This window comes from Streptomyces gilvus (assembly GCF_022513565.1).
GTDB lineage: Bacteria > Actinomycetota > Actinomycetes > Streptomycetales > Streptomycetaceae > Streptomyces > Streptomyces gilvus.
In genome coordinates, this window is record NZ_JAKWBE010000025.1 from 102,124 (window position 1) to 116,706 (window position 14,583).

Sequence of the window (14,583 nt, forward strand, 5' to 3'; positions counted from 1 at the left end):
CACGTTCCATATTCGTCAAACTCACCTGCATTCTGGAATTCTCCGAAGCCGACCACATCACTGTCCGCGTCCTCCCCTTCGACCTCGACGGTTTGGGCGGCGCTGGAAGCAACATGGTGTACGCGGGGATGGCACGGTGTTCGTCGACGCCGACGCACAACTCAGCCGCTTTCGGACGCTCATCCGCAGCCTCGCGAAAGAGCTGTGAGGCAATCCGCCGCACCACATAACCATCCGCGACTCCAAGGCCCCCTCCCGAGGCGTCCTCTCCATCCCCGCCGGATCCTTCACTGCGTTCGTCGCGGCCCTCAGAAGCCCCATGGATCGGGGTGCGGCTTCGCCGCCGGATCCTGCGACCAGGTGAGACGTGCCTCGATCTGGTCGCCGGTGAGCTCGACCAGTCGGGCGGCCGCCCAGCTGTTCCACTGGACGGCGGTGGGAAACTGTGGCAAGCGGAAGGCTGGCAGATGCATCGGCAGTGCCTCGGGACGATACACCGGCTTCTTGACTTCGCCATCCAGCCGCTTCGGCTTGGATGACCTACGGAGATCCAGACAGTCGACCACCGCGTCCACGATGTAGAGGAAATACTCGTCGCCCCTCGCACCATCGATCTCAACAGGCACCAGGCTGCCAGCAGTCGACAAATCCTCTCCGAAGTCCTCCGTGAGACGTCGACTGAGCACCGGAGCGCCCGGATAACCGGAGGGGAAGTCGCTCATGGCCCAGCGTTTCTCACCCGTCCATCCGGCACGCAGCTGAGCAAGCCGATCTGCCTCACTTCCTCCATCCTGCCAGCGCATGAGCTGACGCGAATCGAAACTGTTGAGTTGCAGGTGTCGGTATTCACTCAAGCTCGGCAGCAGCCGGAACACCGACATACTCGTCTCTGGCGCGTCAGCCATTGCGACCTCATCCTTATCCGTTGTTGCGCCGGTACCACCCATCATGGTGCCGTCCATACCGCATTCGCCGACGGTTGCCCACCCGCCAGTTCCCCCTGGACCTGCTGTCCGATGGAACGCAATTCCCGACGGAGCGCACCGCGGATGGCACGCGCTCCGTACCCCTTGTTCGTCATTCGCTCCGTCATGACCTGAAGATGCGTATTGAGACGCTCAAGGAACACCTTGCGATGCGTGAAGTTGTGCGGCCGCGGATGCCCCAGCGGAACCCCGTTCGCGGCATCGTTGATATCGACCCCATATTTCTCCAGCAGAGCCCGAGCGTCTGCCGCACCGTTCCGTTTCATGCCCGACGGCACAAGGTGAGCCGCCGCCTCGCCCGCGCTCTTCGCCCGTCCCTCCCGCGCCAGGTTCTTCGCCAGCAGGTCGGCGTTCTCGGCGCAGGTGAGCAGGCCCAGGTAGTCGAGCCATGACAGGGGGTTCGGTACGTAGGCGCGCGGGTTCGGGCCCGCCTCCAGACCGAGGGGGTCCGCGCTGATGTAGGCCGCGGCGACCGGGTCGTAGTACCGGAAGAAGTTGTAGTGGAGCTGGGTCTCTGGGTCGAAGTACTGGCCGGGGAAGCGTAGGGGGGTGGACGTGTCGTACGCCCCGTCCAGCGCGGTCAGGCCCCAGAGCGTGGCGTCCGAGCGCCAGGCGATGTCACCGTCGTCCGTGACGAGTTCGGTCGGAGTCCCCACGAGGTCGGTGACGATGGCGTAGAACCGCTCGTCGACGACGTCCTGCGGCGCGTCGGCAAGCGTCATGCGCTGCGTCTGGGTCAGTGGTCGGGTACCGTCGCGGTCCCAGGTCAGGGTGGACACCTCTGCGGAGTCGGCGCGAACCGTGGTCTGCTCCACGAGGTGCGGACCGTCCCAGGTGAACCAGGTCTCCTCCGTCACACTCCGCCCGTCGGCGCTCAGACGCCGCTTGGCGACACGGCGGCCCAGTGGGTCGTACGCATAGCGCCAGACCGTGCCGTCGGGGGTGACCACCGAGGTGAGCCGGTCGTCCGCGTCCCAGGTGTAGCGCCAGATGTCGGGTTTGCGCGACAGCCGTGTGCGACGGCGCAGCACCACCCGTCCGGCGGCGTCGTACTCGTAGTGGACGCCTCCGGCGCGCAGGACGCGGTTGCCGTGGTGAACGCGTTCACCACGCCCTTCCTGGGTGGAGTAGCGGTCCGGCCAAGCGGCGCGTGTCTGGTTTCCCTGCTCGTCGTAGGCGTACGACTCCGTCCAGCCCTCCGCCCGTACGGTGAGGACCCGTCCCTCGGCGTCGAGTTCGAACGTGCGGCGTCCTGCCGTTCGGTCGTCGAGCGTGGTCACGTGGCCGTCCGGCCTGTACGTGTAGCTGCGGTGCGGGAGAGGACTCGTACTGCTGGGCGAGGTGAGCTGCTGCGCGGTGAGCCGGTCCCCGGCATCCCAGGCGAGTGCGAACGTGACGCCGGTGTCGGTCCACCTGGTCGTCTCTCGGCCGAGGTGGTCGTAGGCGAACGCCAGGGTGCGATCAGCGGTTCGGAGGCCCGTACGACGTCCTGCCGCGTCGTACCCGTACGCTGCGACGGCACCACTCGGTGTGGTTCTGCTCACTGGGCGGCCCAGGACGTCATAGCCCGTGGAAAGGACCCTGCCGTCGACGGCCTCGGCGGTGACACGGCCGCCCCGGTCGTATGCGTACACGAGGGTGGCGTCCGGTCCCACTGCCTGGACGAGCCGGCCGGCGCGGTCGTGGGAGTACGTGGTCGTCCTGCCGTCCAGCGTCGCCCGGATCTGGTTGCCGACCTCGTCGTAGCCGAACTCGGCCATCTGGCCGAAGGCGTTGGTGCGGCTCAGCAACTGGCGTGCCGGGTCGTAGGTATAGGAGAGCGTGCGGCCGTCGAAGTCCTTCTCGGAGACCAGGTTGCCCACCGCGTCGTAGTGGTAGTCCCACGTCAGCCCGCGCGGGTCGGTCACCTGGAGCAGCCGCAACTCCGTGTCGTGGGTGAACGTGTGGCGTACGCCGTCCGGCGTCGTGCGCGAGGTGAGCAGGTCGAAGGGGCCGTACGCGAAGGTGGTCCTGCGGCCCAGGGGGTCGGTGTGGGTGAGTTGGTTGCCCTCGCCGTCGTAGGTCCAGCTCTCCACGCTGCCGTCGGCTCCCGTTCGCGAGGTCAGGAGTCCCTCGGGGGAGAAGGTTCGCAGGGTCCGGCCACCCAGCGGGTCTACGACGGCGACGCACCGACCGAAGGGATCGTAGGTGTAGGTGGAGGTCGCGCCGAGCGGGTCGGTGGCGGAAGTCGGCTGTCCGGCAGGATTGTTGGTGAAGCGGTGGACGGCGCCCGTCGCGTCGGTCAGCGTGGCCAGGGCACCTGTCGGCTCGCGGGTGAAGACGGTGGTCGCCCCGTCGGCGGTCGTCAGTGATACGCAGTTGCCGTGTTCGTCCCAAGCCTGCCGCAGGACGGCACCGTCGTACTCGGTGATCTCCTCCGGCAGGCCGAGGTCGTTGTAGCGAGTGGTGGAGACCGAGCCGTCGGGCAGCTGGACGGAGGTGAGACGGCCCGCCTGGTCCCACTCCATGGTCAGCGAGCGGCCCAGTTGGTCTGTGCGGCGCAGCAAACGGTCTCGGTGATCCCACTCCTGTGTGACCGTGTGGCCGAACGCGTCGGTCTCCTGGATGAGTTGGTAGGCATCGTTGAACTGGTAGTGCGTGGCGTGACCCAACGAGTCGACTGCGACGGTGCGGTGAGCTTCGTCGTCGTACGCGAAGGTGTAGGAGAGGAATCCGTCCATGCCGTGGCCGGCCACGCAGCGGCCGCCGCGGTCGTACTCGAAGCTATACCAGACGTGGTTCCGGTCCTCCCAGCGCGTGAGGCGCCGGTGGTCGTCATAGGCGAACCGCAGGGGCAACCCAGAGGAGTTGTGGACGGCCGAGAGATTGCCGTGGTCGTCGTAACCGTAACGGACCAGGGTCGGCCGTTCGGGGTGACTGTGCAGGGCCAGTTCCGTAATTCTGCCATTCTCGCAGGTCACTGCTATGCGGTAACCGCCGTGATGGGTGATCTCCGCAGGCGTTCCGTCCGCCCGATAGGTCACGGTGACGGTGTTGCCGTTCCGGTCACTGATCGTGGACAGCGGAAGTTCAGCCGACGCGTGGTCCGGCAGCGGCCGGAAACGCAACGTGCGGCCCGTCTCCGGATGGTGAACGGCGAGTCCGCCTTCGACGGACGCGTCCCAACTCAGCGGCCAGGCGGGTCCTTCCACCGGCAGTACGGAAACGTCCGGATCCGGGACCGGGTAGTGCAGCACCATGCCGTCGTCAACGGCGAGCCGCACGCCCCCGTCGTCGAGCAGCAGACGCTGATCGAGCGTGCACGTCCAGGAAGGCCCCAGCAAGCGGCCACTGCGGACGCTCGTACGGTGGTGGCGTTCCAGTACGAGGGGAAGAACACCGTCCAGCATCACGTCGGTCGCCGACATGACCAGCTCGCCGGTGGCCAGGTCGACCGGGTCGCCGCGCGTGATGAGCTTCTTCATCTGGCGGCCCAGGACACGGGCGGTCTTGCCGAAGCCCCGGACACCGAGCGCCATGCCCTTCAGCCCGGTCTTGCCGAAGGCTCTCATCCCCTTCGCCAGCTTCCCCAGCGAAGTGATCCCCTTGCCCCCCGGTATGCAGTCCAGCGCCGCGAACCCCACGTCCCACAGGGACGCTTGGCCCTTGGAGTATTTGTAGAGGGTGTCCGCCAGGACGACCAGGGCCGCCACCAGGACGATCGCGCCCAGGATCGGGCCTCCGATGATCATCGCGATGATGCCGACGACCGTCACGACCACCTTGCAGACCGTGACGATGGTGTCCCAGTTGTCCTCGAACCAGTCGCCGACGTCCTCCCACCACGAGCGGTTCTGGATGCCCGCGTCCGAGGCGTCGTCGATCTTCTGTTTCGCCTCGCGGGCCGCGTCCTCGCGCATCCTGCGGGCGTCCTCGGCCATCTTCTTGGCGGCGGAGAGGGCGTCCTGGGCGTCGGTGACGGCGGACTGGGCCTTGGTGTGGGCGGACTTCGCGGCCTGGGCGTCGCGGGTGGCGGCGCGGACCTTGGACTCGTCGGGCCTGTCGGCGGCGGACCTGCTGCCGGTGGGGTCGTCCTTGTACTTGTCGGCCTCCTTCGTGGCCCGGGTCACCCAGGAATCGGCGGACGCCAGACGGGACTTGGCCGAGGACAGGTCGTGCTGCGCCTCCCGGCCCTTCGCCAGCGCCTTGTCCGCCAGTGCCTGCGCACGCTCCAGCTTGGGCCAGTACGCCGCGAGGGCGTCGCCGCACATCTCGTACGACTTCTTCAGCTTCTTGAGGTTCTTCGGGACGCCGGAGAACTCCTCCTTGAAGACGTCCGCGGACTTGCCGGCCCACTGCAGTGTCGCGTCGTCGTCCGCCATGCTCTTGACGACCTTCAGCGCGCCGGAGACGTCCTCCGCGAACTCGTGCAGCGTTCTGGCGAGCGTCCGTACGCGGTCCGGGTCACCCGGTGTCGGGTCCCTGTCCAGGTCCAGGACATACCAGTCCCGTGGCCGCTGCCCCGCCATTCCGCAACCCCCGTCACGCGCACATCGTCGTCAACACCCGTATGCACACGCGAACTTACCGTGCACTTACGTTCGAGGTGAAGGAGGTCCGGCCGTGATCCCGGTCAACCCGGTTTCCTGGCGCGGCTCAACCGGCACAACCCGCCCCAACCCGGCTCACCCCGTGAAGCGGAACGTCGACGTGATCGCGTCGAAGATGTCGAAGAACGAGTCGGCCAGGTCCAGGACCTGGCTGCTGCCCGCCACCAGGGCGACCTTGCCCTCCTGGCCGGGGACGGGGATGAACGTCTGCATGAGGACGGCGCGGAGGGTGCGGTTGAGGGCGTCGTCCGGCACGGCGATGTCCTCGATGCCGTAGGTGCGGGCCGCCGGGCCCACGCCGGGGATCTCGACCGTCGTCACCTTCCGCCAGGAGTCCCCCTCCTTCCTGGCCTCCTTGGGCGCGAGACCCGCGGCGATCGCGGCGGGGTCGGTGGACAGGGGTGCGCCCTCACGCGTGCGGCCGCCGACCAGGGACACCGTCACCGAACCCGTGATCGGCGTCTCGCCGCCGAAGCTCTCCGCCATGCAACCGCAGTACAGGGCACCCGACTTCCACGCGTCCGCCGCCGCCTTCCGCAGGAAGGTGACGTACGTGTCCCGGTGCGGCGCCAACTCCGGGTGCTGCCGCACCCGTTCGCTCACCATGAGGCGGATGGAGTCGTCGCGCGACTCGGGGCGGACGTCGAACTCCCACCACGACTCGGGGACCTTGATCCGGAAACCTCCGCGCTCGACGGTCAGCGCCTCCATGTAGCGGGCCATGACGGATCCGGTTCCCCCGTTTCGTTAAGTCTTTTCGATCGCTCGTGCCAACATCGTTGAGTTGTACGGTGGCGCCCAGACTACGAGATCGCCGGAACGGGGGACGGACGCATGGGCAAGGGCAAGGGCAAGAGCGACCTCGCGCTGCCGCTCAGCGAACTCGAGGAGTACGGGGGCAAGTTGCGCTCACTCAAGTCCCGACTGAACCACACCAAGAAGCTCTTCGAGTCCTACCGCGACGACATCGGCGACGGCAGTGTCAACGACGCGCTCGGTGACTTCGAGTCCAACTGGGAGGACGGACGCGAGGACATCGGCCAGCAGTTGGACGCCCTGGCCGACATGTCCGACACGGTCGTACGGGAGTTCAGGAAGCTCGACGTCGACCTGGCGAAGAAGGCCGAGGACGCAGTCCGTCCGGAGGGACAGGCCAGTGGCGGCGGCAAGGGGCACAGCCAGGCAGACTGAGGGTCACAGGCAGGCCGACCGACGCCTCACGCCGCCCCGAACAGCGTCGCCAGTCCCCGGTCCAGCGCCGGCCGGAGGGGTTCACCGCCCGGCTCCGTGACGGTGTAGGAGCGGTGGAGGAACGTGCGGAGGTCTGACGTCCGGAAGCGGACGACCGCCACGCCCTCCGGGGCGCGGAACTCCACCGTCGTGCCGGTCGGGCCGTACGGACGGACGTGGACCGTACCGAGGCCGGCCGGGGTGTCCAGGCCCTCCTCCAGGAGGGCGCGGGCGAAGGTCCAGGTGACCTCCTCCTCGTCCAGGGAGATCCAGGCGGGGAAGACGAGGTGCACGGCCAGCGGGTCCTCGGAGCTGTAGCGGAGGGTCACGGGGACCGCCAGTTCCTCGTCGTCGGGCGTCAGCAGATGGGCGCCGGTGGGCTGTTCGAGGGCTATGTACACGAGCGGTCTCCGTCGGGGTCGGGCGCGGGCGGCGGTGCCGGTGAGTCCTTGCACTTCTTGGAGCACGCAAGTGGCGATCGCATTACGCCGGTACGGAAGATTCCGGCGTGACGTGCGTCACTTTACGGTGCTCGCGAAACTTTGATTGAAAGTTTGGCCATCTAGGCTTACAAACCTTCTGCCCCGTCCCGCCCCCAGCAGGCAGCAACTGGAGCGTTCCGCCATGCCCGACGGTTCCACGGCCGCGTATGCCCGCGTCTACGAGGAGCAGCAACCCCGCCTCGTCGCGTACGCCCGCTCGCTCACCCGCAACGCCCATGCCGCCGAAGACCTCGTCGCCGAGGCTCACTTCCGGGTCTGGCGCCGGCTGGCCCAGGGGCACGAGATCGAGAACGTCCCCGCGTACCTGATGACGACGGTCCGCCATCTCGCGACCGCCGCCGGTACCGCCGTACGCGAGACTCCGCGGGATCCGCACGGCGGCGAGCAGGTGCAGGTGCCCGCGCAGGGCGGTGATCCGGCCGAGCGGGTGTCCTCCGTGGACCTCGTCGTACGGGTGCTGGAGCAGCTGCCCGAGCGGTGGGTGAAGGCGCTGTGGCTGGCCGAGGCGGAGGGACAGCCGTTGGCGGCGATCGGGCCGCAGCTCGGCACCAAGGAGGGGGCGACCGCCGTCCTGCTGCACCGGGCGCGCGAGGGTATGCGGCAGGCGTTCCTGCGGGCGCAGACCGGGGCGCCCGACGATCCCGCGTGCCAGGTGCACTGGGCTCGGATGCCGGCGTACGTGCGCGGAGCGGCCTCCGCGCGCCAGTCCGAGCGGCTGCTCGGGCATGTGGACGGCTGCGAGGACTGCCGGGCGCGGCTCGCGGCACTGATGAGCGCCAACGACCGCCTGCCCGCGCTGGTCGGGCCCGCGCTGCTGGTGCTGGCGATGGGCGGCGCGGGGAAGTTCCTGCTCGCCTTCGCCACGGCGGGTTCCGCGACGGGCGCCCAGGGCGTGCTGCACGGGGTGCGGCACGCGTTGGGCGGTGGGTCCAAGCCCGTGGCCGCCGCGGCCGGGGTGGTCGTGGTGGGTGCGGCCGTCCTCGTCCTCGTGCTCGACACCGGCGGCTCGCCCACCGCTCCGTCGGGCCGGATCCCGGTGGCGGACGGACCGGCGCTGCGGACGCCGGGGACTGACGCGCCGGTGGGACCGTCGGTGAAGAAGGGGCGGGTGAAGTCCGGGGAGGCTGCGGGCACTTCAACACCGGTGGACCTGGTCGCCGCGACGAAGGCAGCCGCCGGTACGGCCGTCTCGGAGCCCCGGGACGCGTCCACGGACGTACCCATGACCGCCGCACCGAGCGAGCCCGCCCCGACGCCGACGCCGACGACCGTACCGAAGGAGACGGACCCCGCTCCCCCGCCCACGGGCGGAACCAGCGACGAACCGACGCCCCCGGCCACCTACAGCCCGCCGCCCGTCGACGAGACCACTCCCCCGCCGGACGACGGCGAGACGCCCCCGGTCACCCCGCCCACGGAGACCGATCCCGCGCCCACTCCTGATCCCACCGACACCTGCGGTGGGTCACCTGGGCACGAACACGGGGCCGGACCCGGGCACCGACACCCGCACCACTGAGGCCCGCGCCTCAGCCGACCTCGTTCTGCGCCACCGCCTGGCCGTGAACGACCACGTCACCGCCGTAGAACATCCCCGTGAAGACCGGCGTGTACGTCAACTGGACCTCTACCTGGACCTGTTCGGCGTCGGCCGCCACGCAGTGGGTCGCGGCGATGTCCGCGCCGGACATGTCCATCTGCCGGGCGAAGGTCTTCACCCGGGCGTCGCAGTCCTGGTAGTTGATCGGCGCGGGGCCGCCCGCGTTGTCGTAGAGCGCCTCCCGGTCGATGTCCTGGGCCGCGAAACGGGCCGCCTGTTCCGCTATGTCGGCGGCCCGTTCGCGCTTGGAGATGGACAGGCCGCCGTCGATCACGAAGGCGGACAGGGACAGGAAGACGATGGCGAAGATGATGACCGCGCCGGCGCCGGAGCCGCGGTCGTCGAGCCGCGCCCGGCGCGCGGACCACCATGTGCGCACGACATTCCTCACGCCGTCCTCCGGAAGGGGTCCAGGGGCGAACTGAAGCTGGACGTAAGGGTCGTGGGGACGTCGAGGCCGAGCATCGCCAGGCCCCGGACCTGACAGCTGACCTCGACCGTGAAGATGGTGTCCGGCTCGAAGCCCTGGCTGGTCTGTACGACGGAGACCGGGCCGGAGCAGACGTCCGAGAGGTCCGCCTCCGCCGCCTTCTGTGCCTCGGCCATCGCGGTCCCGTGATCCTTCTGGATCGAGCCCGCGCGGGCGGCGTCCCGCGCCGCGCCGTCCAACGCGCCACGCCCGTCGACGAGTTGACCGAAGGCCACCAGCACCAGGATGAACAGGATCATCACCGGGGCGAGGATCACCACCTCGATGGTGGACAGTCCCCGGTCGTCGCCTCTGAGGCTCTCCGGGCCCTTCATCAGTTCCCCCCGTTGTCCTGCACGAACCGCTCCACCGGTCCCTCCGACTGCGCGTGCACGGTCAGGTTCAGCCCGGGGAAGACCGTCGGGATCCGTGCCGTGATCTCCACACCCACCGTGTTCTGCTCCGGCTGCAGCATCTTCACGTCCGGCGACAGCACGAGCTGCGGGCCCAGTTGGCGGATGTAGCTGTCCACCACGTCCCCTGCCTCGCCCCGCCAGCCGCCCGGCTCGTCATGAGCCGTGGCCCGGGCCTTGCGGGCGCCGGCCTGGGCCGCCGCCTGCGCCACGTGGTCGGCGAAGAAGTACAGCGCGAACTGCACGGTCGCGAAGATCATGAAGAAGAGGACCGGCGTGAGCAGCACGAACTCGATCGCGGTCATGCCGGAGTCGCCGCGGGTTGCCGCCGCCTCTCGTACGGCCCCCACCCTGCGGCGCGTCCATCTGCCCACGTGTGCCCGCATCCTCTTCAACCCCGTCGTGAAAACATCCCGTTGTCAGCAGGTGCCGCTGGCCTGGGCACCCTTGATGCAGTTGCCGACCTTGTTGGCGCCGTCGCTCAGCGCCGCGTTGATGATGGCGGCCACGACGCCGACGATCGCCACGACGACCGCGGAGATGATGACCCACTCGACCGCGGAGGCACCGCGGTCCAGTTCGCCGGAGCGGGCGCGCTGCACCCGGCCCTGCAGGAAGGTGACGAGGAAGTCCACGGCCGGGATGCCGGTGGTGAAGTTCCTTGTGTTCATGGTGAGTTGTTCCTCTCAGAAGCGGTTCGCCGGCTGGATGGCGCTGGTGGTACGGGATCTCGTCATTGCACCTGGAACACCCGCATCGCCGCGGGGAAGATCAGGAACACCAGGAAGCCCGCGCACAGCAGCAGCTGGGCCACGAGCATCGACTGGGACTTCTCGCCCGCGCTGCCCTCGATCTCGGCGAGTTCGCGGTGCCGCATGGTCTCGGCGCGGGAGGCGAGGGACTCTCGGACCTTGGCACCGTCGTCGGCGACCAGGGCGAGCGAGGCGGAGAGGTCCTTGAGCTCCTCGACGCCCAGTTCCTCGCCGAGCGCGCCGAGCGCCTGCCACTGGCTGACACCGGTGATACGGGCGTCGGCGAGGGCGTTGCGGATGCGCTGGTTGGCCCAGCCGTCGGAGACCTCGGCCGCCGCCATCAGCGCCTCGGGCAGACCGCGGCCACCGGCGAGGCTCATCGAGACCAGGTCCAGATAGGCGCCGATCACCCGCCTCAGGTCGCGCCGCTTCTCCGCCGCGTCCCGCCGTACCTCCAGGTCGGGCAGGAAGAAGAAGACGGCACCGAACATCAGCGCCAGCCAGACCGGGATGATCGGGCTGTGGCCGAAGCCCAGCGTCCACACGACCGCGAACAGGAACGGGCCGAAGAACAGACCCGCCACCGCCAGCAGCACCTTCGTGGCGAGGAACTTCTCCCAACTGCGGTCCAGGACCGCGAGGTCCGCCCGCAGCGAGCGCTGCTCCCAGCCCTGCTGCATGTAGAACTCGGCCACCCGCTCGCCGACTTCGGCCCGCAGCGAGCCGAGCCGGCCCTGGTCGCGTGCGGTGCGCGCCGACTCGTACGCCGCCCCGCGCGCTCGCATCGCGTCAATGCGGGCGACCTGCGAGACCGCGCTGCGCCTGGTCGGCATCAGGGCGCGCACGAGGACGTAGACGCCGAGGCCGAGGACCGCGCCGACGACGACCGGCATGGTGAGGTTCACCGTCGTACCCCCTCTTCCGACTGGACGGGCGACTGGGCCGGCATCCGCGGCCGGACGAACTGCACCCCGGACTCGTCGCGGACCAGGAAGCGTTCGGGCGTCTCGATGGTCGACAGCTTGCGCAGCCACCAGAAGCCGAGCGCGAACAGGCCGCAGACGCAGGCGAGAACGAGCTGGCCGACCGCCGTGCTGTACGGCGCGACGAAGTCGCGGTTGAAGATGGACAGGCCGAGCACGAAGGCGATCGAGACGGCGACGACGATCTGCACCGAGCGGCGGGTGGAGGCCCGTTGGGCCATCACGCGCTGGCGCATGTCCACTTCCTCGCGCGCCGACTTCGCGAGCGCGCCCAGCACCTGCCGCAGACCGGGGCCGCGGAGGCGGGCGTTGAGGATGAGGGCCGCGACGATGATGTCGGCGGACGCGTCGTTGATCTCGTCGGCGAGCTGCTGCAGCGCGTCGGGCAGCGGGGTGCGGGAGCGGAGCCGGTCGACGAGCGCGTCCAGGTGCGGACGCAGCACCGGGGCCGCGGCACGCGCCGACGCGGGGATGGCCTGCTCCAGGCCCACCGCGCCGGCGATGGTGTCGCGCAGCGACTCCGTCCAGGAGGCGAGGGCCTCCACGCGCCGCATGGCGGCCCGTTCCTCTCCCGCGCCGCCGAAGAGGCGGTCCCAGAAGAAGACGAGGACACCGGCGGCGATCCCGGCGACGGCCCAGCGGGTCAGCAGCAGCACGACCAGGCCGACGATGGCGGCGAGCGATCCGCGCTGCCCTGCGAACCGGATCAGCTCGCTCGCCCGCTCGGCCGCCTTCTGCTTCTCGTGCGCGGGCTTCACGGGCAGTCCGCGTACGGCGACCATGAACAGCGCGAGGCCGCCGCCGACGGCGACACCGGAGCCGATCGAGTACAGGACGGTGGTGGAGAAGAGGCCGCCCATGGAGCCGAGCGAACCGAGTGCGACGGAGTTCGTCATGGTCACCCCCACGTTCCGGTGGGCCGGTAGCCGTGCTGCATCAGGTCCTCCAGGCACGCGATGGGCGCGTGCGGCACGATCCGGCCGTCCGACGCCTCGGCGAACACCTCGCTGGACAGCACCCGGCCGTCCACGCCGTTGACCTCGCGGACCGAGGTGACCATGCGCTGGAGGCGGCCGCCCGTCTGGTAGTTGTTGCGCCGCTGGATGAACACGACGAAGTTCACCGCGCCCGCGATCAGCATCTGGCTGGCCTCGATGGGCAGCCGTTCGGACGCCTGGAGCGCGTAGGTGGAGATGCGGTTGAAGACCTCGCTGGAGCTGTTCGCGTGGATCGTGGACAGCGAACCGTCGTTGCCCTGCGACATCGCGTTCAGCATGGTCACGATCTCGTCGCCGAGCACCTCACCGACGATGACGCGGGAGGGGTTCATACGCAGCGACCGGCGGACCAGCTCCGCCATCGTGATGGCGCCCTGTCCCTCGGAGTTGGGCAGCCGCTCCTCGAACGCCACGACGTTGGGGTGGAGTTCGGGGAAGGTGTCGAGCCCGAGCTCCAGCGCGCGCTCGACGGTGATGAGCCGCTCGTGCGGCGGGATCTCGTTCGCGAGGGCGCGCAGCAGCGTCGTCTTGCCGGCGTTCGTGGCCCCGGCGATCATGATGTTCTTGCGGGCCCGGACCGCGCAGGCGAGGAAGTGCGCGACCTCGGGGGCCAGCGTCCCGTTGCCGACGAGGTCGGAGATGAAGACCTTGCCCATGCGGGCTCGGCGGATGGACAGGGCGGGGCGCCTCGTCACGTCCATGACGGCCGACAGACGCGAACCGTCGGGGAGCCGGAGGTCGAGCTGCGGGTTGGCGGAGTCGAACGGCCGGGAGGACAGACCCGAGTAGGCGCCGAGGATCTGGATCAGCTCGATGAGCTCCTCGTCTGTCTCCGCGACCGGATCGCCGACGACCTCGCGACCGTCGGCGTACCCGACGAAGACCTGGTCGGCGCCGTTGATGTCGATGTTCTCGACGTCGGGGTTGTCGAGGAGCGGCTGGAGCCGGCCGACGCCGAACAGCGCCGCGTGCACGGCGGCCGCGTACTGCTCCTCGGTCTCGGCGTCGAGGGGGGTGCGCCCGGCGTTGATCTCGGTGCGGGCGTACTCCTCCAGGATCTGGGCTATGACCGCGCGCGCGTACTGCCGTTCGTCCTCGGTGGACATCGGCGTGACGTTGTTCGCCTGGTCGAGCCGGCGCTGCTCGGCGATGCGGTCACCGGCGTCCTGGCGGAACCGCTTGACCAACTGGTGGTCGACAGCGGTCATGCCCCGGCCCCCGCATGGCCGCTGACCTGGCCATGGGTCGGTACGGACCAGGCGGCGCCGTACTGCTGGTAGAGGTCCGCGGTGACCTTGCGGGCCGAGCGGATGAGCAGGGACTTCTCCAGTCGGCCGCGCTTGCGGCCGGCCAACTGGTCGGCCCCGGCGGGGTCGTCGGCGATGGTGCCGACCACGCGGGCGCCGGTCTGGGCGTGCACCAGCATGTCGTTGACCTGGCCCGCGATCTTGCCGGCGCTGTTGGTGTCGGCGATCAGGATCACGCCGATCAGCGGGGTGGCGAGGCTCGCGGCACCACGGGGGCCGCCGTGCAGCTTGTTGGCGAGCGCGAGGGCGCGGTCGCGGACGCGGGCGATGGCCTCGGGCTCGGTCCGGCTGATGAGCAGCACGAGCGCGGCGTGCGGGAACAGGTCGACGGCCGGGGTGTCCCCACTGATGCGTCCGCAGTCGGCGATGACGTCGGCGGGCGCGTTCGGGGAGTCGGCGAGGCTGGCGAAGGCGTGCCCGAGGGTGGGCCAGAGCCCGGCCAGACCGGCCGCCTGCTCGGCGATGCCGAGCCCGACGAGCACTTCGAGGCCGCCGCTCAACGGCTGGACGTGGTCCCAGAGTTGGTCGGGTACGAGGCCCCGGCGCGCGGTCGCGGCTATCGACAGCATGCCGGTGTTGGGGTTGAGCGGTCCGCCGTGCGCTGCGGCACTGCGGTAGACCAGGTCGCCACCCGCCGGGTCGGTCTCGGCGAGCAGCACCCGACGCGGCCAGACCGCGGCCAGGGCGACGGCGGCGGTGGTGACGCCGGGGGAACCCTTGTCGGCGGCGAGAGCGATGAGGGCCATGTCTCTT

15 protein-coding genes are annotated in these 14,583 nt (G+C 69.6%); 3 read left to right on the forward strand and 12 right to left on the reverse strand.

The features are described 5' to 3' along the window. Positions 1-232 precede the first annotated feature (232 nt). Positions 233-364 carry a DUF397 domain-containing protein gene (locus MKW14_RS41645; RefSeq protein WP_374116615.1) on the forward strand — a complete coding sequence of 44 codons (132 nt, stop codon included), beginning with the start codon at positions 233-235 and terminating at the stop codon, positions 362-364. On the opposite strand, the gene MKW14_RS30585 is transcribed toward MKW14_RS41645, so the two are convergent. From MKW14_RS30585 to MKW14_RS30595, 3 genes are all read right to left on the reverse strand, one after another. Then, positions 309-962 (reverse strand): hypothetical protein, encoded by a 654-nt coding sequence (locus MKW14_RS30585; protein ID WP_240867984.1) that lies wholly within the window; start codon positions 960-962, stop codon positions 309-311. The genes MKW14_RS41645 and MKW14_RS30585 overlap by 56 nt on opposite strands. Beyond that, on the reverse strand, positions 947-5,494 hold the full coding sequence (locus MKW14_RS30590) for a DUF6531 domain-containing protein (protein WP_240867986.1): 4,548 nt from the start codon (positions 5,492-5,494) through the stop codon (positions 947-949). The genes MKW14_RS30585 and MKW14_RS30590 overlap by 16 nt, the downstream gene beginning before the upstream one ends. 156 nt (positions 5,495-5,650) lie before the next feature. Next, the gene (locus tag MKW14_RS30595; RefSeq protein WP_240867989.1) at positions 5,651-6,298 is read right to left on the reverse strand and encodes a hypothetical protein; all 648 of its coding nucleotides are present in this window, start codon (positions 6,296-6,298) and stop codon (positions 5,651-5,653) included. Positions 6,299-6,409: 111 nt separating this feature from the next. Here MKW14_RS30595 and MKW14_RS30600 point away from each other — a divergent pair, with 111 nt between their 5' ends. Then, positions 6,410-6,766, forward strand: a complete 357-nt coding sequence (locus MKW14_RS30600) for a hypothetical protein (RefSeq protein WP_240867990.1) — start codon at positions 6,410-6,412, stop codon at positions 6,764-6,766. A 26-nt stretch (positions 6,767-6,792) separates the two neighbouring features. Here MKW14_RS30600 and MKW14_RS30605 read toward each other — a convergent pair whose 3' ends face one another. Further along, positions 6,793-7,206 carry an SsgA family sporulation/cell division regulator gene (locus tag MKW14_RS30605; protein WP_240867994.1) on the reverse strand — a complete coding sequence of 138 codons (414 nt, stop codon included), beginning with the start codon at positions 7,204-7,206 and terminating at the stop codon, positions 6,793-6,795. A gap of 223 nt (positions 7,207-7,429) precedes the next feature. On the opposite strand from MKW14_RS30605, the gene MKW14_RS30610 reads away from it, so the two are divergent. Further along, positions 7,430-8,827 carry a sigma-70 family RNA polymerase sigma factor gene (locus MKW14_RS30610; protein ID WP_240867996.1) on the forward strand — a complete coding sequence of 466 codons (1,398 nt, stop codon included), beginning with the start codon at positions 7,430-7,432 and terminating at the stop codon, positions 8,825-8,827. A gap of 10 nt (positions 8,828-8,837) precedes the next feature. Here the strand turns inward: MKW14_RS30610 and MKW14_RS30615 are convergent, their stop codons facing one another. From MKW14_RS30615 to MKW14_RS30650, 8 genes are all read right to left on the reverse strand, one after another. Next, on the reverse strand, positions 8,838-9,299 hold the full coding sequence (locus MKW14_RS30615) for a TadE/TadG family type IV pilus assembly protein (RefSeq protein WP_240867998.1): 462 nt from the start codon (positions 9,297-9,299) through the stop codon (positions 8,838-8,840). Beyond that, entirely contained in the window at positions 9,296-9,712 is a 417-nt protein-coding gene (locus MKW14_RS30620) for a TadE/TadG family type IV pilus assembly protein (RefSeq protein WP_240868000.1), read from the reverse strand. Before MKW14_RS30620 ends, MKW14_RS30615 begins: the two co-directional genes overlap by 4 nt. Beyond that, positions 9,712-10,176: a TadE family protein gene (locus MKW14_RS30625; protein WP_240868002.1), complete on the reverse strand. Its 465-nt coding sequence runs from the start codon at positions 10,174-10,176 to the stop codon at positions 9,712-9,714. Before MKW14_RS30625 ends, MKW14_RS30620 begins: the two co-directional genes overlap by 1 nt. 33 nt (positions 10,177-10,209) lie before the next feature. Beyond that, the gene (locus MKW14_RS30630; protein WP_240868004.1) at positions 10,210-10,461 is read right to left on the reverse strand and encodes a hypothetical protein; all 252 of its coding nucleotides are present in this window, start codon (positions 10,459-10,461) and stop codon (positions 10,210-10,212) included. Between the two features lie 62 nt (positions 10,462-10,523). Next, positions 10,524-11,447 (reverse strand): type II secretion system F family protein, encoded by a 924-nt coding sequence (locus tag MKW14_RS30635; protein ID WP_240868007.1) that lies wholly within the window; start codon positions 11,445-11,447, stop codon positions 10,524-10,526. Further along, on the reverse strand, positions 11,444-12,385 hold the full coding sequence (locus MKW14_RS30640) for a type II secretion system F family protein (protein ID WP_240868060.1): 942 nt from the start codon (positions 12,383-12,385) through the stop codon (positions 11,444-11,446). Before MKW14_RS30640 ends, MKW14_RS30635 begins: the two co-directional genes overlap by 4 nt. A 38-nt stretch (positions 12,386-12,423) precedes the next feature. Beyond that, the gene (locus MKW14_RS30645) at positions 12,424-13,731 is read right to left on the reverse strand and encodes a TadA family conjugal transfer-associated ATPase (protein ID WP_240868010.1); all 1,308 of its coding nucleotides are present in this window, start codon (positions 13,729-13,731) and stop codon (positions 12,424-12,426) included. Further along, positions 13,728-14,576 (reverse strand): hypothetical protein, encoded by an 849-nt coding sequence (locus tag MKW14_RS30650; RefSeq protein ID WP_240868013.1) that lies wholly within the window; start codon positions 14,574-14,576, stop codon positions 13,728-13,730. Before MKW14_RS30650 ends, MKW14_RS30645 begins: the two co-directional genes overlap by 4 nt. Positions 14,577-14,583 lie beyond the last annotated feature (7 nt).